Source organism: Bacillus sp. SIMBA_005 (assembly GCF_046535585.1).
GTDB lineage: Bacteria > Bacillota > Bacilli > Bacillales > Bacillaceae > Bacillus > Bacillus pumilus.
This window is the reverse complement of sequence record NZ_JAWRWI010000005.1, coordinates 260,080-280,137: the sequence shown is the minus strand read 5'-3', so window position 1 is coordinate 280,137 and position 20,058 is coordinate 260,080. Positions and strand designations below refer to the sequence as shown.

Here is a 20,058-nt window from a genome sequence, read left to right as displayed (position 1 = left end):
ATCTTTTGGTGCAGGCTTCTTCTTTGAAGTCATCAGAATATCATTGCTTTCTTGCAGCATTTCCCTTATAATTTGATATGCTGACGTTCAAAAAACATATCGTGCGCTCGTAGCTCAGTTGGATAGAGCGGTGGTTTCCGGTACCACGTCTGCCGGGGGTTCGAATCCCTCCGAGCGCGTCTATAGTATCCGATAGGATTCGTTTTATAATTTATGAAAAAAGCTGAAAACCCTTTGAAATAAAGGGTTTTCAGCTTTTTTATGAGTGGCATTGCGTGAGTAAATTGAGAGGAACTTCACTATTTATCATCGTTTAAGTGAAGGAGTTCATTTTGTACCAAAAAGCACGGATTAAAATTGTTAAAAAGACAAATTTTCTTTATGATAGTGATTAAGTAAAGTTAATCTAAAATTGGAGTCTAAAATCATTGAATCAACAATATTCCCAAAGCTTGTTCAACTAAAAGGGCAGAATCCTTTAATAAGGAGGCACTCATGAATTGTGAAAGTGTTTTACATCAAATTGAAGTAGCTGTTAAAACATTAATAAAAATAGTAAGTCAATTAGAAGAAGATGATTTACAAAAAAGACCAACACCTCATAAGCAGTCTATCGGAGAGTTGCTGGAACACATTGCGATCATTTGTGAAGCGGACTGGCGTATTGCTAATGAGGCTACCCAAGAAGAGATGGAAAAATTTTATGCTAATGTATCATATAAAACTTTAAAGTCGATAGAAAATGGTTTAATGACTAATTTTCATTCATTAAAAAATAATTATATGAAATTATCGGACACAGAACTACTGTCTCGTACCACTTCATATTGGGGTGTGACATATACAAGGTATGAATGGTTGTTAGAAATATTAGCACATGTATATCATCATAGGGGACAATTACATGCTATGCTTGTTCACTGTTACAATAAAGACCTCAAAATTTTAATGTTTGAATAATGTTCTTCAACTTCAATCAATGAATTTATCTATGTTGATCCGATCTCTATTGAAAAACAGTCTGCTGCGTTTAAACAAATACTGCTCAAAAAAAATAATAGAAAAAAGACAAAGCACTGAACAGGGGGCTTTGTCTTTTTTTGATATCTGCTTAAAATTACTAGCCATAAGACTCATTTCTTCCCTTTACAGGCGTATTTGTTGAGCATGCTGGCTGTATATGATTAACATGGAAGAGAATTGACAATGAGGAGGGGTTTCTTGTGGCGAAGATTTTATTGATTACATTTCCTGCTGAAGGTCATGTGAATCCTATGTTAGGGATCATCAAAGCTTGGGCGGATCGTGGAGATGAAGTGCATGCGGTCACAACTGTACATTATGAGGAACGAATCAAACGCTTAGGCGCTCACGTACATAAACATCCAGACTATATTCGGACATTACATGTGGATGAAGGAAATCTCGATTCCATGCAGCCGTTCTTTCATGCCATGCTGCAAACATCATTTGATATTTTAGAGGTGGTGGAAACACTTTCTCAGCAGCATTCATTTGATTTTGTCTATTTTGATATGTTTGGGGCAGGAGAGCTTGTTCGAGATTACTTACAAATTCCAGGGATCGGTTCAAACCCATCTTTTGTGCTGCAAGAGGCGCATTTTGATACACCACTATACAGAAAGGATGAGAAAGCCGATCATCTGTTAGAAAGCATACAAGAGCGCTTTGGCGTTCAGCCAACGCGTTTGATGCAATTCATGAAAAATCGCGGAGAACTGAATATCGTGTATACAAGTGAATATTTTCAGCCGTCTGTTGATGCAGTAAACGACTCATTTGTTTTCATTGGACCGAGCTTTCTAAAAAGGGCAGATCAGCATGATTTCCCGCTGGAAGCACTTGAGCAAGAAAAAGTCGTCTTTATTTCGATGGGCACCGTTCTTGGGGATACAGAAGCATTTTTTAATATGTGTATTGATGCCTTTGCCGATTTTGATGGAAAAGTGGTGCTCGCAACAGGTGAAAAAGTAGATCGATCTCTCTTGAAAGAAGCACCTTCTCATTTTCTGATCGAGCCTTATGTGCCGCAGCTTGAAGTGCTTGAGCTGACAGATGTGTTTGTGACGCATGGCGGAATGAACAGTGTCAATGAAGGCATTCATTATCACGTTCCGATGGTCGTCATTCCGATCGACAAAGATCAGCCGATGGTCGCACAAAGACTGACCGAGCTATCTGCTGCCCGTGCACTTGATAAAGATCAACTGACAGCAAAGCAGCTAAGAGAAACCGTGGAATCTGTTCTGGAAAGTAATACGTACCGTGCTGGAATCGAAAAAATTGAAGAAAGCTTCCAAACAGCAGGTGGAACCGATAAAGCATTGCGGTCGATTGATCAATGGATGAAGACGAAACAGACTCAATCATGAGTCTGTCAGCGTGTAGGCAAACCCTCGCATTTGGTGTCTGACGTTCGTAAAAGTCGAATTCGTTCAGCTTCGGTACCAGCCCTTCTAAGACTTCGAAGGTTTTCTATTACGCTGAAATGAATGGACCCACTTATGCCATGTCAGCTTGACAAAAAATAACCAATCTTTTATTGTAAACGTAACAAACGACGGAAGGGTGACCCAATGCAATGAAGTACTAATCCTATGACCTGTAAGCAAAATGAAAAAACGAAGGCAGTGAGCGAACGATTGGTTTGCCATGTTTGCTGCGTTTTCATTTTTTAGCTTCGGAATAGGATGGTACAGCTTGGGAATCAAAGAATGAGGAGATTGATACGGGGGATGTGTGTGTTCATATAGGAACGGCACGTCATCCGGAATTGATCCGCTTATTTTTGTACACCATTTTGCCTCCTATTCTGAGAATGGGAGGCTTTTTCATGTCTCCTGATACGAAAGGAGAGGGTTGGATGTTAGTAAAGGCCAATCAGTTAAAAGTGTTTCGAAAAGATCGATTGTTATTTGATATTGAGGAACTTACCATCCATCAAAGTGACCGCATTGGACTTGTCGGGGCAAATGGAAGCGGGAAAACGACATTATTACACGTGCTCACGGGGCAAGAGAAACCAGACAGTGGCACGTTTGCTGCCACAACGACCTGGATACTGCTTCCTCAGTTAAAACAAGCGGATGGCACACAGAGTGGTGGTGAGATGACCCAGTCTTATATTGAAAGCGCGTTAAACCGTCCTTCTGCCCTTTTATTAGCAGATGAACCAACGACTCATTTAGATACAGAGCACATTGAGTGGCTGGAAGAGAAGTTGAACAATTATCAAGGAGCCCTTATTGTCGTTTCACATGATCGTGCTTTTTTAGATGCGGTATGTACGGAGATTTGGGAGCTGGATCATGGACGGCTCAATCAATACAAAGGTAACTACACGCAATTTGCACAGCAAAAAGAGTTAGCGCATCGTCAACAGGTGGAAGCGTACGAAGCTTATACCCAAAAGAAAAAACAGTTAGAGCATGCGCTGGAAAAGAAAAAGAAAAAAGCCGACAAAGCGACAAAGCCATCCCAAAAGCTGAAATCATCAGGACCAAAAATTGCAAAGCCCTACTATGCAAATAAGCAAAAAAAACTGCAAAAAACAGCCAAATCGATTGAAACAAGAATGGACAAATTAGAAAAGGTTGAGAAAGTAAAAGACATTCAGCCCATTCAAATGACGCAGCATTCAATGAAAGAAGTAGCGAGCCGTACCATTTTGCGAGTGAAAAATGTAGATGGCAAGGCGGGCGATCAATTGCTTTGGAAACAGGCGAATGTGGAAGTGAGAGGCGGGGACAAGGTCGCCATCATTGGCAAGAATGGGAGCGGAAAAACGACATTTCTCCGAATGCTGGTGAATGGACATCCCGGAGTTTCTCGCTCAGAAGCTGTCAAGCTCGGCTATTTTCGTCAGGATCTTTCAGGATTAAAGGTAGATGAATCGATTTTACAAAATGCGCTGAAAGAGGCAGTTCAAGATGAGACAGTAGTACGAACGGTTTTAGCGAGACTTGGATTTCGAGGAGATGACGTGCATAAACCTGTTGGGGTATTAAGCGGGGGAGAACGGGTGAAGACCATGCTGGCGTCCTTGCTTGTCAGCGATACCAATGTCCTCATGCTGGATGAACCGACGAACTTTCTAGATCTGGCGGCAGTTGAAGCGCTTGAAGGTCTATTAAAGGATTACCCTGGTACTGTTGTGTTCGTTTCCCATGATCGCAGACTGGTTGAGAAGGTGGCGACTCGCATTTTTCATGTTCATGAAAAGCGTATTGAAGCATTTGATGGGACATATGAAGCGTATAAACAAAAAGACGACAAACCAGCTGTTACCCAAAGAGAAGAGGAGCTGCTGTTAATTGATTTACAGCTGTCTGAAGTGCTCAGCCGGTTAAGTATTGAGCCGTCTCAGGAGCTGGAGGAGACATTTCAAGCATTATTGAAACAAAAGAAATCTTTGGAGTCATAAAGAACACCCCTGTGTTATTGCACAGGGGCTTGTTCATTCCGTTCTTTTTTTAATTGATCAAGTTCACTGACCGTGACGAGCTGATAGCCTTGTTTGGTGAGTTCATGAATGATCTTCACTGCTGCTTGAGCTGAGCTGTCATAAATATCGTGCATCAACACCGTTCTGCCATCTGCTGCATGTGAGAGAACGTGGTTTGTGATCTGCTGGCTGTTGCGAATTTTCCAATCCTCAGGATCAACATCCCATAAAGAGACCTTCATCCCAACCGCTTGATTGATGTCTTGATTTGTTCCACCATATGGCGGTCTAAAGTGCGTAGGTAAATACCCGCTCGCTTTCTCAATCAGCTTCTGAGTGTCCTTCACTTGTTTTACCGCCTCCTTTAAAGGCAGTCTTGTTAATAAAGGATGACTGTAAGAATGGTTTCCGATTTCATTCCCGCCTTTTAGAATATCGGCAAGCATACTAGGATAATACTGCACCCTGCTGCCTAATACGAAAAAGGTCGCATGTCCTTTATTTTCCTTCAGTGCTTCTAAAATTTTTGAGGTGGTCGCTGGGTTCGGACCATCATCAAATGTGAGGGCAATGGCTTTTTTATTTGGATCAAGCTTTGATTTTTGCGGCAGCTTGACGGCTTTTCTTTTCGGATTTGGTTCTTTCATTTCATTTTGATTTTTGGTTTTATTCATATATTCTGGCTTTAATATATCTTTTAGCAGCGTCTTTTTAATTGCGAGTGTTTGCGGACCAAGATCTTCGCCGGCTACTTGAGATGCTGGAAAATAAAATTCTACATATTTCTCTTTCAAGGCAAATTGACTGAAGTTTTGAGCAGTAGGGGCAGTTCCTTTCTGAAGGAGCGTCTGATCCTTAGATAACGTTTTGTCCTTTTGAAGCTCCGAATATGTAATGTAGGATAATTTCTTCAAAAAGTTGGTTTTAGGCAGAAATAAATCTTTTGTGTCAAGAAAGGTTTTTTTCTGAAAATCATAGTTGATCGTGAGATGATTGGTGGTCCCATTTTGCTGACCTGTATAGGTATAAGTCGTAAAGCGAATCGCAGCAGACTGCTTCGCATAATGCACCATATCATAATCAATATTCAGTTCAAAGCGTTTGTTTTCATCGACGTCTTTGGCTTCACTAAACGTCTTTTTGAAATGCTCTAAAGCTGAATTGGCGTAGCTTTGAATCTTGTCATCTAGCTCTTGTTGATGAAAAAGAGGATAGTTGACTGCATATCTCATAAATTTCCCGTCATTTACGAGAGTAACGATTTCGACGTTTTTATAGTTCGTATCCTGCTTTACATTTTTCTTCTCGGTCCCACTTGCTTGTTGATTCTGAAAGAAAGCGACGATTCCAATGACGATCGCAAGTGCAAATAGGCCGATACTCCATTTTCCCTTTAGTGACACAACGTTCAAATCTCCTCTCAAGACGGGCCATTCTTTATCGGTTTGACATCTTTTTGTAATATTTTTATAACATTTGACTTACTTTTGTAATTTTAGAGGATATTCAGGCGGAATGTCAACTATTTTCCTATTAAACTATGAGAAAAAGTGATAGGCCGTTTCAAACGAGCAAACACACTGTATGACACGGTCATCTGAATACCTTCATTAATTAAAAAATAAGGCGTACATTGATTTTTGAGAGGCAGGCAGATATAATTTTGATGATTATGATTCTCATTTTCAAACAGACTTTTAATGAAGAAAAGGATGACACCGATTTTGCAGGATAAGCGAACACCTCAACAAAAACGATCATCATATATTTTGTTCTTTTTGATATTTTTTCTCGCCGTCATTGGTTTGGCGGCTGCCATGTTTTTGGCTGTGTCATATGGTGCCAAAACATTGTCTCTGCAAACGGTTTGGACAGCTGTATTTGACTATCAGCCAGATGTCACAGAGCAGCAGATCATCCATGAATTGAGACTTCCACGTGTTTTAGGAGCGGCTCTTGTTGGAGCGGCATTTGCCGTAGCGGGTGCGCTCATGCAGGGGATCACAAGAAACCCTCTGGCCGATGCGGGGATTTTGGGCATCAATGGCGGTGCGATGTTCGTGGTCGCTCTCTGTTTTGCTTTTTTCCCAGGCATCCCTTATTCGGCACTGATGTTGTTTTCCTTTATTGGTGCAGTGCTCAGTACGCTGCTGATCTTTGCGATTGGTGCGGCTGGCGGCGTTTTGACACCGCTGCGCTTAACTGTAGCAGGGGCCGTTGTGGCTGCATTGCTTCATGCACTTAGCTCTGGAATCGCGATTTATTTTGACTTAAGTCAGGACCTTGCGTTTTGGTATGCAGGCGGAGTGGCTGGTGTGAAATGGCCGCAGCTGACAATTCTTGCTCCGGTCATTCTCATAGTGATCGTCTGGGCGATGCTATTAGGACGGTCACTGTCGCTACTGTCGCTTGGTGAAGATGTAGCGGCAAATTTAGGGGTGAAAACGCGACAAGTGCGAATACTAGGAATGGCAGCTGCTGTATTATTAGCAGGGGTTTCTGTGTCAGCAGTCGGCTCCATTGGGTTTGTCGGTCTTGTTATCCCGCATATCGCACGAAAGCTGGTTGGTGTAAACTATCGTTTCGTCATTCCGATGTCAGCGATATTAGGCGCGGTGCTGCTTGTCTTTGCTGACCTTGCCAGCCGCACCGTTAATCCACCGCGAGAGCTTGCCATTGGCGTGATGGTGGCACTTGTCGGTGTTCCTTTCTTCTTGTATATTGCCAGAAAAGAAGGGAGGAACCTGTCATGAGAGAGAAACAGCGGGCTCTTGTTGTGACGGTCGTTTTGCTTTGTTTAAGTGTGGCTGTTGTGCTTTATAGCTTAAATACCGGTACGCTGAAACTAAATCCTCTTGTGGTCGTCAAAACGTTATTCGGCTTTGGAGATTTTCAAAGTGAAACCGTGCTGTTTGACTATCGTCTGCCTCGAATCGTGGTAACGATGCTAGCGGGAATTGGGCTTGGTATTGCGGGAGGCATTTTGCAAAGTCTATCTCGAAACCCGCTGGCTGATCCAGGGATTATTGGACTGAATGCAGGCGCCGCATTTGGCTTAATCGTGTTTGTAACGTATTTCCACGCTCTAGAAGGCAATCCCTCTCTTCTTATTCCGCTCTTTACATTTGGCGGAGGGCTTCTTGCGGCAGCGGTCATCGTGCTTCTGGCGTATGACCGGCAGGAAGGGCTCGTTCCCATCCGGCTGATCCTAGTAGGAATTGCAGTTGCAGCGGGATTCAGTGCTTTGACGTTATTTTTGTCATTGAAGCTGGATGAAGATACTTACACATTTGCTTCAAGATGGCTTGTCGGCAATGTCTGGGGGAGAGACTGGATTCATGTGTTAGCGCTTCTGCCTTGGATTGTATGCCTTGTGCCGTTTACGCTGATGCAGTCAAGCACGCTCAATGCGTTGACATTAGGAGATGCTGTCGCCTCAAGCGTAGGTGTTCGTGTCCAGCGTCAGCGTCTCCTTTTACTGACCTTAGCTGTTGGTTTGGCGAGTGCAAGTGTTTCAATGACAGGCGGTATTGGTTTTATTGGACTTGTCGCCCCGCATTTGGCAAGGCGGCTTGTCGGCTCACTCCATCAATATTTTTTACCAGTTAGTGCGCTGATTGGCTTGTTGATTTTGGTCAGTGCCGATACAATCGGACGTTCCATCTTTGCCCCAAATGCCATTCCAGCGGGTGTCGTTGTGGCTTTTATCGGCGCTCCTTATTTTCTCTATTTATTAGTAAAAACGAAATAAAACAAGAAAGAGGAACTCATCATGAAAAAATTACTTGTGCTTGGTTTAACACTCTGTTTTATCTTGCTTGCCGCTTGTGGTCAACAGGAAACAAAGAATAAAGCAACTCAAAATGATCATGGAACACCGAAAATTGCTTCCTTGTCTATTCATTTAACGAATGACCTATTAGCTCTCGGCATCAAGCCGGCAGGCTCTGTTGTAGGAGGGGATTTAAAAGATTTCCTTCCGCATGCGAAAAAGCAGTTGAGTGGTACGAAGAAGCTGGGCATCGCAGCCGATCCCGATATGGAGTCGCTGCTTGCATTACAACCAGATGTTATTTACATTGATGAAGAACTAGCTGGACAAGACTTATCGAAATATAAAAAAATTGCCAAAACAGAAGTGTTTAATTTAAATAACGGCACTTGGCGCGATCATTTGAAAAAAATCGGCAAGCTCGTCAATAAAGAGAAAGAAGCCGATCAATATATTCAGGATTACAATCAAGAAGCAAAAGAAGTCAAATCGCTCATCAAGCAAAAGATTGGAAACGGAAAAGTAATGGCGATCCGTGTGACGGCAAAGGAGCTTCGAGTATTTAGCATGAAGCGCCCAATGGGTCCAATTTTGTATGAGGATTTAGGCCTCACACCTGTCGATGGTGTGAAGAAACTGGACAGCAAGCGGCCATTTGAAGTGATTTCTCAAGAGGTTCTTCCTGACTATGATGCAGATGCTATCTTTGTTGTCGTGAACCGTGATGATAAAGCCCAGCAAGCATTCAAGCAATTAGAAAAGACGCCGATTTGGAAGGGTCTAAAAGCCGTGAAGAACAACCAAGTTTATCCGATTGCCGATCAGCCATGGCTCGATTACTCAGCACTAGGCAATAAAATGGCATTGGATGAAGCGAAAGAGATGTTTTCAACATCAAAATAAGATGAAATCAGGCATCATTCCTTATATAGGTATGATGTCTCTTTTTTTGATCCGGTCTTCTATTCTTTCGGCTTTTGCATACATATGAGAGAGAACGAGCCGTACCGCCCGTGAAGGGGAAGAAAGGGAGGGGTTACAGTTGGAGGTTCAAAAAATTAGTGCAGGTACAATTGCAAGGTTTGTGCTGCTTTTGCTCGCACTTGTCAACAGTGCGCTAACCGCTGCGGGAAAAAGCCCAATACCTATTGATGAAGAAGGTATTCAGCAATTCATCACGTTAGCCTTTCTTGGGATTACATCTCTCTGGGCCTATTGGAAAAACAATGATATAACGAAAAAAGCACGAACGAAAAAAGCAGAATAAGAGAAAAAAGAGCCTTTTCATGATAAAAGGCTCTTTTTCAGCGAAGCGTCAAACGCCTCTCCCCGCAATTTGACTCTTCCTGAAAGGCTTACGCCCGTCGTTCTCCCATGTTGGCGAGGAATGCTTTTACTTCCTCAATGCTTAAGCCGATGGCCTTCGCTTCACTCATCAGACGCTTCCACTCTGATATATTTGAATCCGTCAACCTTCTATGAGTGACATGTAACGTCCTTTCTTCCTGCTCTTTTCGATACGTTTGGAGCAGCTGATAGAGTTCTTCTTTTGGCATACCGGATTGAACGGCATTGACGATATGCTCCCGCCATTCATGTTCACCACTCTCAGACTCATGAAACATCAACGTCTCTGCATCAAATAGCTCTTGTAAATCAATCTCTAGCGAAGAGGATACCTTTTTTAAAAACTGGACAGATGGATTTCTGTGGACACCACGCTCAATCTTACTCAAATAAGATTTAGAAACATGGGCATCTTCAGCCAGCTGCTGAATGGAGTATCCTTTCCTCTTTCGGTAAATGCGTATCACCTTTCCTATCATTCGATCAATGATCTCCCTTCTCCCTGGCGAATCGTAGTGCGACCTTTTCGTTCATTATAAGAAATAAATTGTTCTTTATAAAATTCAAAAACGTAAGAATCAGGAAGTAAACAAAAGAAAACGAACGATTTTGTTCTTTAAAAAGAACTATAAGACCTATTATGACATTTTTCTTTGCGGGTATTATCTTTTATAATCCAATCATTAACAAAAAGAAACCATATATAACCTTTTTATGATGAAATCGGGAGGTATCTATGAATGAGAATATAGGTTTTAAGCAGCTGTTTTCTGTCATTAAAGAGAAAATGGCCCTTCTGATCCTGATTGTCCTGATCGTAACGGGCATTTCAGCCTACTATCAGTTCTATGTCTCGACTCCTGTATATCAGGCAACCACTCAAATTCTTGTTCATAAACGCAGCAATGACGCACAAGCAAACTTAAACGATATTCAGATGAACCTTCAATATACACGTACCTTTCAAGTTTTATTAAAAAGTCCAATCGTCATTGAAAAAGTAAAAGAAACACTCAACCTCACAGAATCAGCTGAAGGATTAAAACACAAAATTGCCACAAGTACAGAAAATGAGTCTGAGGTCATTAATATTTCTGTACAAGATGAGGATCGCGCAAAGGCAGTCGCCATCGCAAATACTGCAACAGAGGTGCTGCAAGAAGAAATCAAAAAAACCATGAATATGGATCGCATTAATGTTTTGTCTGAAGCCAAGCTGTCCAATACGATTCTCATGAATTCAAGAAAATTCGTTCATATCGTACTGGCACTAGGCGCCTCTTTATTAGGGGGGATAACACTCATTTTCTTAATGAACCTACTCGATGATACTGTAAAACGAACACATCAAATAAGAGAAGAGATCGGATTGCCGTCGCTCGGCAGCGTCTATCAGATGCAGGCAGACAGGAGGGCAAAAAAAGACAAGCAGTCCGTCATAACGGGAGGACAGAACATTGATCTTTAAGAGAAAGAAAAGAGAAAAGAGAGATTTAACCTGTATTTCTGTATTAAATCCTCACTCTGTCATAGCAGAACAATTCCGTACGATCCGAACGAACATCGAATTCACATCAATCCAAACAAGGCTGAAATCCATATTGGTGACATCCTCCTTGCCGAAGGAAGGGAAATCATTTACGGCTGCAAATCTAGCAGCTGTTTTTGCACAGCAGAAAAAGCGTGTGCTGCTGATGGATGCTGATTTGCGAAAGCCGGCTCTTCATGAATATTTTGACCTGAGCCATCACACGGGCTTGACCAATGTGCTATTAAATAATTGCAGCTTGGAGGAAGCCATTTTACCCACACCTATTGAGCATTTAGAGCTGCTTCCGAGCGGAACCATTCCGCCGAATCCAGCTGAGCTGCTCTCCTCTTCTGTCATGAAGCAGCTGTTTTATGAAATTGAACAGCAATATGACATGGTGATTGTTGATTCTGCGCCGCTTCTGCCAGTAGCCGATGCAAAGATCCTAGCGAACCGGACAGATGGGAGCATTCTTGTTGTCTTAAGCGGCAAAACCAAGATAGCTGCAGTGAAGAAATCAAAAGAAGTGTTAGACGGGACAACAGGTAAACTGCTTGGGGCTATGTTAAATGGCAAGAAAGAGAAAAAGGGAAGGCTGTATATGTATTAACAAGATTGATAGGTGATGTCTCCTAATCTTTAACAATGGAGGCACTCGATCCTGCTGTGGGCATGACCAATGCCTTAGATGCTCGTCATCAATAGTGGGATGTGAGGACGGGTTTGATGCCCATTTTACGTAAGAATAGTGATGTTTTAAAAAGGGGGAGGAGCGTTGACTTACGCCCAAAGATTATCAATCATCGTGGCACTAGATTCATATCTCATCTTAGTGGCTGTCTTTTTTGGTTTTCAATTTGTCCAAGAAGCGGCGTTAACTGTTTATACATTTGAAATGCTCGTCATTTCTTCGCTCAGTCTACTCATTGGGCACCATTTGTTTTCGTATATTTTTCACGTGTACAAGCAAGTATGGGCTTATACAGGGGTAAGAGAGCTATTTTCTTTAATGAAGACCTTTGCATGTTCTTTTTTATTTTCAATGGCAATGCTGTACCTTTTCGTGCAGACATGGCCCTTTCGTTTTTTATTCATCGTGTGGCTTTTTCACGTATTATTCATCGGTGCATCTCGAATGGCATCCCGGCTATTTCATGATGGGGCAAAGCGGCTGCAGGTAGAAAAGGAGCGGGCCTTAATCATTGGCGCCGGATCAGCTGGGACCATCATCGTTCGTCAGCTTCAGCAATCGAGTGATGTGCATATTGAACCAGTCGCCTTCATAGATGATGACAAGAGGAAACATAAGCTTGAAATCATGGGACTGCCTGTTTTAGGGGGAAAAGAACAGATTCAAACAGCTGTTGTGATGATGGATATTCAAAAGATCATCATCGCCATTCCGTCCAAAAGCAGCCATACGTTAAAAGGGCTGTATAAGGAATGCGTAGCGACTGGGGTCAAAACGCAGATCATGCCGGAGATGGAGCAGATTCTAAAAGGAACCCATGCGCTGAATCAATTACGAGATGTACAGCCAGAGGATTTACTAGGTAGAGAACCGATTCAATTAGATTCAAGCCGTCTATCTGTCCATTTAAAGGGGAAAACGATCATGGTCACAGGGGCAGGTGGATCGATTGGGTCCGAAATCTGTCGTCAAATTTGTGTGTTTGCCCCTCAAGCGATTGTGCTTGTGGGACATGGAGAATTTAGCATTCATTCTATTTTACTAGAGCTGAAAGAAATTTATGGGGACACCATCAGCCTCTATCCGCAAATTGCGGATATCCAAGATAAACAGAAAATGAGTGAAATCGTTGGTCAGTTTCAGCTGGATATGATTTATCATGCCGCGGCACATAAGCACGTCCCGCTCATGGAGATCAGTCCAAAAGAAGCAGTGAAAAACAATATTATCGGGACAAAAAATGTCGCAGAAGCTGCACATGAGCATGGCATTGAAACATTCGTCCTTATTTCCTCTGACAAAGCGGTCAATCCTGCCAATGTCATGGGCGCCACAAAGCGATTTGCTGAAATGCTGATCATGCACATGGGGGCAAGCAGTGACACAAAATTTGTCGCGGTACGGTTTGGAAATGTACTCGGAAGCAGGGGAAGCGTCATACCAATTTTTAAGAAACAGATTGAACAAGGCGGGCCGGTCACGGTCACACACCCAGCCATGACAAGATATTTTATGACCATCCCAGAAGCATCGAGGCTTGTCATTCAGGCGGGTGCCTTGGCAGAAGGAAGGCAGATTTTCGTATTAGACATGGGGGAGCCAGTGAAAATTGTTGACCTCGCAGAAAACCTCATTCATCTCTCAGGTTACACCACAGACCAGATTCCGATTACGTTCACAGGCATTCGCCCTGGGGAGAAAATGTATGAGGAACTACTCAACCAGCATGAAAAAGCACAGGAACAAATTTTCCCGAAAATTCATATCGGCCATGCGCTGGATGGAGACCCATATGTGCTGAACCGCTTTATCCATGAATTTGACATGATGAGTGAAGAGCAAATGAGAGAAGCGTTGTTTGCTGCCATCGAATCGCGTGATTTGTTGTCTGAACAAATGACAAGAGAGGGGGGAGCGCTTGCCGATGAAGAAAAAAGTCTTGTTTTGCGCAACGGTTGACTATCATTTTAAGGCATTTCACCTTCCGTATTTCCGGTGGTTTCAGGAACAAGGATGGGAAGTGCATACAGCGGCAAATGGTCAGCTGGAGCTTCCCTATGTGGATCAAGCGCACTCGATTCCGATTCAGCGCTCTCCTTTTCATGTGCACAACCGGTTTGCGTATGTGGAGCTGAAGAAGCTGTTAGCGAAAGAGCACTACGACTTCATCCATTGCCACACACCAATGGGAAGTGTAATTGGCAGACTTGCAGCCAAAAGCGCGCGCAAAAAAGGGACGAAGGTTCTTTACACAGCACATGGCTTTCACTTTTGGCAAGGAGCGCCGCTTCAAAACTGGCTGCTCTATTATCCGATTGAGCGATGGCTCGCCCGCCATACAGACGCTTTGATCACCATTAATGGAGAAGATTTTAAAAGAGCAGATCGTCTATCAAAAGAACGGGCATCTGTTTATTATGTTCCTGGTATGGGTGTGGATATGAAACGATTTGCACCAGTTCATGAAAAAGAGAAGCAGCGTCTTCGTGCAGTCCATGGCTTTTCTTCAGAAGATTTTATTGTACTGTGCGCTGGCGAATTAAATGCGAATAAAAACCAAGGAATGCTCATCAAAGCATGTGCCCAGCTATATAGGAAAATACCAAATGTGAAGATCGTGTTTGCCGGGGAAGGGGCCATGCGGCCGATGTATGAAAAGCTGGTTCATGAACTCCATCTTGAAAAGCATGTCCACTTTGCTGGTTTTTGCAAACAAATTGAAGAATGGATGCACTTGAGTGATGTATGTGTGTCGACTAGTTTGAGAGAAGGGCTTGGCATGAATCTGCTTGAAGCAATGTCTGCAGAAAAGCCGGTCATTGCAACTGAGAATAGAGGACACTGTGAGCTGATCAGACATGGCGTGAATGGTTTTTTAGTCAAACCGCATGATGTGAATGACTTGGCTGAATATTTGCATCAGCTTTATCACAAAAGGGATCAGCTGCCCCTCATGGGAAAAGCAGGGCGCTCCTTAGCACATGCATTTGCACAGGAGCAGACGGTGAGTGCGATGGAAGAAATTTATACAGCTTATATGGATCAAGCAGAGAAGGTGATGTGAGCATGCATAAGCCAAAGGTGTCTATCATCATGGGCGTCTACAATTGCCAAGACACAGTAGAAGAAAGTATTGAATCCATTCTTCATCAAACATATGACAACTGGGAGCTCATCATATGTGATGACGCATCAACAGACGGCACCTATGAAATAGTGCTGTCCTATACAAAACGGGACCCTGAAAGAATTCGCCTTATCCGCAATGAGCATAATCAAAGGCTCGCTGCCAGTCTGAATCGCTGTCTAGCTGAAGCGAGGGGAGACTTGATTGCAAGGCAGGATGGCGACGATATATCAGTACATGATCGTTTAGAAAAACAGGTGCATTTCCTTGAATCACATCCTGAATATGATGTGGTCGGGACCGCGATGACCGTGTTTGATGAATCGGGTACTAAAGGTGTACGTGCACTGATTTCAGCGCCTGATCGAAAAGTGCTGGCAAGAGGGACGCCTTTTTGTCATGGAACCATTATGATGAGGGCTGCTGCGTACAAGGCTTTAAATGGATATCGCTCTGTGAAAACAACGAGGCGGATGGAAGATATCGATCTGTGGATCCGTTTTTTTGCTGCGGGGAGAAAAGGCTTTAATTTACAAGAGCCGTTATACCTTGTGAGAGAGGATGAAGCGGCTTTTCAGCGCCGTAAGTTTCAATACTCGATAGATAATGCTTGGCTCGTTTTAAAAGCATGCTGGTTATTAAAATTGCCGCCGGTTCATTATTTGTTTGCGCTAAAGCCGGTGATCCGCGCCTGTTTATCGCCGAAGATCATGAAATTTTATCATCAGCGGAAGCTGGCGGCGTCTTTGTTGAAAAGGAGGACGATTCGGGATGAGTGAGCCAAAGCGTGTCCTTCATATTGTGGGCGGGATGAACCGGGGCGGAGCTGAAACGATGATCATGAACATCTATCGTGCACTCGATAGAAATGTCCTTCAATTTGACTTTATTACCCACCGGAAGGATGTCTGTGATTATGATGAGGAAATTCAGAGACTCGGTGGGCGTATCTTTTATGTCCCGAGTATTGGGGCGTCCTCTCCTTTGGCATTTGTCAGAACATTGACAAAGACAATCAAGCGAACAGGACCGTACCAAGCAGTGCATGCACATACAGATTTTCAAACAGGTTTCTCTGCCCTTGCTGCGAAACTGGCGGGTGTGAAGGTGCGCATTTGTCATTCGCATAATACAGCATGGAAACAGTCGCCAAATTGGGTAGACCATATGATGCTCAAAGGATTTCGTCAGCTGATTTTTGCATTTTCTACAAAGCTTGTTGCATGCGGTGAGGATGCCGGTTCCTTTTTGTTTGGTCAGAAAAAAATGAAGAATGGACAGGTTGAGGTGCTGCCGAATGGGATTGATTTATCCCTTTTCTTTCAGCCTGATCCAGAAGAAAAGGTGAAGATCAAAAAGCAGCTAGGTCTTCATGAAAAGAGCATGGTGATAGGTCATATTGGGCGTTTTCATGAACAAAAAAATCACGTTTTTTTTATGGAACTGGCACAGACCTTAAAGAGGCAGGGGGTCTCATTTCAGCTTGTCCTTGTAGGGGATGGACCGCTGAAGCAGGTGGTTGAATCATATGCGGAAAAGGCCGGCTTGTTAGACGACATTGTCTTTACAGGCGTCGTATCAGACGTTCCAGAATATATGAAAGCATTTGATGTATTTGTGATGCCTTCCTTGTTTGAAGGCCTTCCGCTTGTTTTAGTGGAAGCACAGGCATCTGGATTGCCATGTGTGATTTCAGATCATATTACAGAGGAAGTAGATTTAGGCTGCGGTCTTGTGAAAAGAATGTCGCTTCGGGATTCCGCACATGAATGGATGAAGGCGGTGCTTGAAGCATATCATGCAGAGCCTCCTCTTCAAGAGACCATTACGTCCCAGCTTGAACAAAGAGGATTTGATGTCAAACAGAACATCACACGTGTGATGAATGGATATGGACTGTAAGGAAGGAATGGCAGATGGCGGTATATTTGGTGAACATGATCATGGTCTATTTATGGTCGAGCTTTGCCGCATTTTACGGCAGGCGTGATGATACCATTCAAAGCGGATGGCGGCCTAACAAAATTCTCGTGTTATTTCCGTTTTTGTTTCTTTGTATTGTCGCAGGTATTCGGTACAAAGTAGGAACCGATTTTGTCACATATGGACAGATGTATGAGTTCTCCATCAATTATGAAAAGCCTTGGCATATCTTCGGATTTGGTGTGGACAAGGCGGCCACTGACCCAGGATTTACGTTTATTTTATGGATGCTCAATCAACTGTCCCATGATCCGCAAATCATGTATATCTCGGTTGGGGCGATCACCTATTTTTTTATCATCAAGACGCTCATTCAATATGGCCGTCCCTTTGAGCTGAGTATGCTGCTTTTTCTCGGTACCTTTCATTATTACGCTTCGTTTAATGGCATGCGTCAGTATATGGTGGCTGCGGTTCTTTTTTATGCCATCCGTCTTGTCATCAATGGTCAATGGAAATTGTATTTTCCGCTTGTTCTCGTATGTTCATTGTTTCATTCATCAGCTCTCATCATGATTCCTGTGTATTTTATCGTGAGAACAAAATCGTGGTCATGGATGATGCTGGTCTTATGCATGATTTTCTTAGGGTTAACCGCTCTTTATGACCGCTTTGTTTCTGTGTTTGTCGTGATGCTGCAGGGAAGTTCATATGGGCATTACGAGGAATGGCTCACAACGAATACAAATGGAATGAATGTGACAAAAATTGGTGTATTGATTTTGCCGCTTTTGCTCGCGTTCTTTTATCGAAAACGGCTTCGTGAGCTGACGCCTGAGAGCGATTACGTTGTGAACTTTTGTTTGCTCGGTTTCTTGTTTGGCATCCTTGCCACAAAGGATGTCATTTATGCAAGATTTCATATTTACTTTGGCTTGTATCAGCTTATCTTACTGCCATACTTCACACGTATTTTTGATCAGCGGTCTAATGTCTTTATCTATGTAGGGATTGCTGTTTGTTATATTCTGTACAGCATCATGCTGATGCCGTTCGATTCATCTGTGTTGCCGTACAGGACGATATTTACAAAGTAGATTTTGAGAAAGGTGGGGCATGTTGTAATGCCAGCTATCAGTCTATTGGTCGCAGTCTACAATACAAGTCAATATGTGGAGCAATGCCTTCAATCAATTGCAGATCAAAGTTTTTCAGATATAGAGGTCATTCTTGTGAATGATGGATCTACAGATCACAGCGGAGAATATCTTGAAGCATTTGCTGAGCAAGATCAGCGGTTTCGGGTCATTCATCAAACCAATCAAGGGTTAGGCGCTGTGAGGAACCGGGGCATCGAAGAAGCAAAGGGCACGTATATTGCCTTTATTGATTCAGATGATATTCTCGCGCCTCATTACTGCGAAGCCTTGTATGAAAAAGCTGAAATGACCGGCGCAGATCTAGTAATCAGTGAGTACTGGATTCAATTTGAACAGTCAAAGCGAACCATACCAACGACGCTGTTAGCCGAGCGGTCTTCCGAAAAAACGAGTTTAATTGAAGCGTTATTGCACGGAGACATGACGGGGTTCTCATGGAATAAGCTGTATAGGCGTGCCTTTATCGAAGAACATCACATTCGATTTCCGCTTCGGGGGGAACTTGAGAACATAGAAGATCAATATGTGACGCTGCGCTGTTTTTCTTTAGCTCGCGGCATTGCCTTTGTTCATGAACCTCTTTATTACTACCGGGTTCATCTATCTTCTATTGTGCAGCGATATCAAAAGCAGTATTTTCATCATGGTCTAACCTTTTATCATGCGCAGCGCTTGTTTTTGACAGAATATGATGACATCTCTCTGTATGAGAAGGCACTTGATTTTTTTATTGTCAATCACACCCTTCATTGTATGCTCAACGAATGGAAGAGCCAAAATGCACTCTCTCTTCGGGAAAAGCTTGATCACATGCGGGAAATGGTGACACACGAAGCTTTTCAGCATGCCGTCAAACAAGTGGAACCATCGAAGCTCACTGCTCGAAAGCGAATGATTTTATTCCTTGCGAAGTGCCGGCTGGTCTATCCGCTTTCTGCCGCCGCTTCAAGCTATCAAAAATGGATCGAATATCAAACAAGGAAATAGGGGTGAAGAGATTGACATTGCAGCAATTGAAGGCACACGCCGCAGAGTGGCTGCTCTTAAAGGTGAAATATCCACTTGAATATCGACTGAGCCGCCAACGCCTGCCAGAGCGGAGTCATCAGAAGAAAATCATTCTCACGCTGCTGCCAGGACATGATAATTTAGGGGATCATGCGATTGCCTATGCGAGTTATTGTTTTTTAAAAGAGCACTTTCCCGCCTATGACATTATGGAAGTGGACATGAAAGAGATCTATCGCCTCGCCCGTCCGTTAAAGCGTATGCGGCATCCGGAAGACATCGTCTGTATCATTGGTGGGGGCAATATGGGGGACTTATACCGTTATGAAGAATGGACGAGACAATTTATTATGAAAACTTTCAAGTCCTATCCAGTGATTCAATTGCCGGCCACTGCCCATTTTACAGAAACAAAGAGAGGAAAAAGAGAGGAACGCCGCGCCATTCAAACATACAAACACCATCCAAGACTGCTTCTCATGGCAAGAGATCAAACAACCTACAATTGGATGAAGCAGCACTTCCCTGATCAAGAAGTGTGGAAACAGCCTGATATGGTGCTCACATTAGATGAATCGACTAAGGAACAAAAACGTGAAGGGGTTCTTCTTTGTTTGCGAGAGGATAAGGAAGCATATCTCACTGAAAAGGAGCGGCGGCAGCTAAAGCAGCATATTCAAGAGACGTATGATCAAGTCGGTTTGATCACTACGACAATTGGCAAACGAGTTGATCGAACGACTCGCTTAGATGAATTATCTGCTTTATGGGCAGAGTTAAGTAAGGCACAGGTCGTCGTGACAGACCGGCTTCACGGCATGATTTTTTGTGCGATTACGCAAACACCGTGTGTTGTCCTCAGGTCATTTGATCATAAGGTGATGGAAGGGTATGAATGGGTGGCCCATCTTCCGTTTTTGACGCTATTGAAAGAACCGAATGAGGCGTCTGTGAAAGAGGCGATTCATCAGATGATGAAAACGAGCGGACAAAAGGGAGAGGAAGCTGGATGAAGGATTTTACACGCTGCGTGA

General features: G+C 43.2%; 18 protein-coding genes and 1 tRNA gene. 17 read left to right on the top strand and 2 right to left on the bottom strand.

The features are described 5' to 3' along the window. The first annotated feature begins 103 nt into the window (after positions 1 to 103). The 4 genes from SB660_RS10830 (at position 104) to abc-f (ending at position 4,444) form a co-directional block, all read left to right on the top strand. Positions 104 to 179, top strand: a tRNA-Arg gene (locus SB660_RS10830). A 316-nt stretch (positions 180 to 495) separates the two neighbouring features. Further along, positions 496 to 960 (top strand): DinB family protein, encoded by a 465-nt coding sequence (locus tag SB660_RS10825; protein WP_306011232.1) that lies wholly within the window; start codon positions 496 to 498, stop codon positions 958 to 960. Between the two features lie 263 nt (positions 961 to 1,223). Next, positions 1,224 to 2,393, top strand: coding sequence for a macrolide family glycosyltransferase (locus SB660_RS10820; RefSeq protein ID WP_180310052.1), 1,170 nt, complete (start codon positions 1,224 to 1,226; stop codon positions 2,391 to 2,393). Between the two features lie 491 nt (positions 2,394 to 2,884). Then, positions 2,885 to 4,444: a ribosomal protection-like ABC-F family protein gene (abc-f, locus tag SB660_RS10815; RefSeq protein WP_410582559.1), complete on the top strand. Its 1,560-nt coding sequence runs from the start codon at positions 2,885 to 2,887 to the stop codon at positions 4,442 to 4,444. 14 nt (positions 4,445 to 4,458) lie between these two features. Here the strand turns inward: abc-f and SB660_RS10810 are convergent, their stop codons facing one another. Further along, positions 4,459 to 5,868, bottom strand: coding sequence for a polysaccharide deacetylase family protein (locus SB660_RS10810; RefSeq protein WP_410582486.1), 1,410 nt, complete (start codon positions 5,866 to 5,868; stop codon positions 4,459 to 4,461). Positions 5,869 to 6,165: 297 nt separating this feature from the next. Here SB660_RS10810 and SB660_RS10805 point away from each other — a divergent pair, with 297 nt between their 5' ends. The 4 genes from SB660_RS10805 to SB660_RS10790 all read left to right on the top strand — a co-directional run bounded on the left by SB660_RS10805 (position 6,166) and on the right by SB660_RS10790 (position 9,504). Beyond that, a complete protein-coding gene (locus tag SB660_RS10805) occupies positions 6,166 to 7,218 on the top strand; it encodes a FecCD family ABC transporter permease (RefSeq protein ID WP_081042266.1) in 1,053 nt (350 codons plus the stop codon). Next, positions 7,215 to 8,216 carry a FecCD family ABC transporter permease gene (locus SB660_RS10800; RefSeq protein ID WP_058013636.1) on the top strand — a complete coding sequence of 334 codons (1,002 nt, stop codon included), beginning with the start codon at positions 7,215 to 7,217 and terminating at the stop codon, positions 8,214 to 8,216. The genes SB660_RS10805 and SB660_RS10800 overlap by 4 nt, the downstream gene beginning before the upstream one ends. 18 nt (positions 8,217 to 8,234) lie before the next feature. Continuing rightward, the gene (locus SB660_RS10795; RefSeq protein ID WP_061409695.1) at positions 8,235 to 9,140 is read left to right on the top strand and encodes an iron-hydroxamate ABC transporter substrate-binding protein; all 906 of its coding nucleotides are present in this window, start codon (positions 8,235 to 8,237) and stop codon (positions 9,138 to 9,140) included. 139 nt (positions 9,141 to 9,279) lie between these two features. After that, positions 9,280 to 9,504 carry a phage holin gene (locus SB660_RS10790; protein WP_058013638.1) on the top strand — a complete coding sequence of 75 codons (225 nt, stop codon included), beginning with the start codon at positions 9,280 to 9,282 and terminating at the stop codon, positions 9,502 to 9,504. A gap of 88 nt (positions 9,505 to 9,592) precedes the next feature. Here SB660_RS10790 and slrR read toward each other — a convergent pair whose 3' ends face one another. Further along, a complete protein-coding gene (gene slrR, locus SB660_RS10785) occupies positions 9,593 to 10,063 on the bottom strand; it encodes an HTH-type transcriptional regulator SlrR (RefSeq protein WP_058013639.1) in 471 nt (156 codons plus the stop codon). A gap of 257 nt (positions 10,064 to 10,320) precedes the next feature. Between slrR and SB660_RS10780 the strand changes: the two genes are divergently transcribed. The 9 genes from SB660_RS10780 (at position 10,321) to SB660_RS10740 (ending at position 20,037) form a co-directional block, all read left to right on the top strand. After that, the gene (locus tag SB660_RS10780; protein WP_044138999.1) at positions 10,321 to 11,052 is read left to right on the top strand and encodes a YveK family protein; all 732 of its coding nucleotides are present in this window, start codon (positions 10,321 to 10,323) and stop codon (positions 11,050 to 11,052) included. After that, a complete protein-coding gene (locus SB660_RS10775) occupies positions 11,042 to 11,725 on the top strand; it encodes a CpsD/CapB family tyrosine-protein kinase (RefSeq protein ID WP_058013640.1) in 684 nt (227 codons plus the stop codon). Before SB660_RS10780 ends, SB660_RS10775 begins: the two co-directional genes overlap by 11 nt. A 165-nt stretch (positions 11,726 to 11,890) precedes the next feature. Next, positions 11,891 to 13,765, top strand: coding sequence for a polysaccharide biosynthesis protein (locus SB660_RS10770; protein WP_410582482.1), 1,875 nt, complete (start codon positions 11,891 to 11,893; stop codon positions 13,763 to 13,765). Next, positions 13,731 to 14,870: a glycosyltransferase family 4 protein gene (locus SB660_RS10765; protein ID WP_410582480.1), complete on the top strand. Its 1,140-nt coding sequence runs from the start codon at positions 13,731 to 13,733 to the stop codon at positions 14,868 to 14,870. Before SB660_RS10770 ends, SB660_RS10765 begins: the two co-directional genes overlap by 35 nt. A 2-nt stretch (positions 14,871 to 14,872) precedes the next feature. Continuing rightward, a complete protein-coding gene (gene epsE, locus SB660_RS10760) occupies positions 14,873 to 15,712 on the top strand; it encodes a glycosyltransferase EpsE (RefSeq protein ID WP_410582478.1) in 840 nt (279 codons plus the stop codon). Further along, the gene (locus SB660_RS10755; RefSeq protein WP_410582476.1) at positions 15,705 to 16,835 is read left to right on the top strand and encodes a glycosyltransferase family 1 protein; all 1,131 of its coding nucleotides are present in this window, start codon (positions 15,705 to 15,707) and stop codon (positions 16,833 to 16,835) included. The genes epsE and SB660_RS10755 overlap by 8 nt, the downstream gene beginning before the upstream one ends. A 14-nt stretch (positions 16,836 to 16,849) precedes the next feature. Further along, complete coding sequence (locus SB660_RS10750; RefSeq protein WP_410582474.1) at positions 16,850 to 17,953, top strand: EpsG family protein; 1,104 nt, start codon at positions 16,850 to 16,852, stop codon at positions 17,951 to 17,953. Between the two features lie 27 nt (positions 17,954 to 17,980). After that, positions 17,981 to 19,003 carry a glycosyltransferase family 2 protein gene (locus tag SB660_RS10745; protein ID WP_058013646.1) on the top strand — a complete coding sequence of 341 codons (1,023 nt, stop codon included), beginning with the start codon at positions 17,981 to 17,983 and terminating at the stop codon, positions 19,001 to 19,003. Positions 19,004 to 19,014: 11 nt separating this feature from the next. After that, entirely contained in the window at positions 19,015 to 20,037 is a 1,023-nt protein-coding gene (locus SB660_RS10740) for a polysaccharide pyruvyl transferase family protein (RefSeq protein ID WP_410582471.1), read from the top strand. Positions 20,038 to 20,058 lie beyond the last annotated feature (21 nt).

Bases quoted from the DNA above. Each gene is read 5' to 3' on its own strand.
- SB660_RS10825 (WP_306011232.1), top strand. From the start codon at position 496: ATGAATTGTGAAAGTGTTTTACATCAAATTGAAGTAGCTGTTAAAACA.
- abc-f (WP_410582559.1), top strand. From the start codon at position 2,885: ATGTTAGTAAAGGCCAATCAGTTAAAAGTGTTTCGAAAAGATCGATTG.
- SB660_RS10805 (WP_081042266.1), top strand. From the start codon at position 6,166: ATGAAGAAAAGGATGACACCGATTTTGCAGGATAAGCGAACACCTCAA.
- SB660_RS10800 (WP_058013636.1), top strand. From the start codon at position 7,215: ATGAGAGAGAAACAGCGGGCTCTTGTTGTGACGGTCGTTTTGCTTTGT.
- slrR (WP_058013639.1), bottom strand. From the start codon at position 10,063: ATGATAGGAAAGGTGATACGCATTTACCGAAAGAGGAAAGGATACTCC.
- SB660_RS10780 (WP_044138999.1), top strand. From the start codon at position 10,321: ATGAATGAGAATATAGGTTTTAAGCAGCTGTTTTCTGTCATTAAAGAG.
- SB660_RS10765 (WP_410582480.1), top strand. From the start codon at position 13,731: ATGAAGAAAAAAGTCTTGTTTTGCGCAACGGTTGACTATCATTTTAAG.
- epsE (WP_410582478.1), top strand. From the start codon at position 14,873: ATGCATAAGCCAAAGGTGTCTATCATCATGGGCGTCTACAATTGCCAA.
- SB660_RS10755 (WP_410582476.1), top strand. From the start codon at position 15,705: ATGAGTGAGCCAAAGCGTGTCCTTCATATTGTGGGCGGGATGAACCGG.
- SB660_RS10750 (WP_410582474.1), top strand. From the start codon at position 16,850: ATGGCGGTATATTTGGTGAACATGATCATGGTCTATTTATGGTCGAGC.
- SB660_RS10745 (WP_058013646.1), top strand. From the start codon at position 17,981: ATGCCAGCTATCAGTCTATTGGTCGCAGTCTACAATACAAGTCAATAT.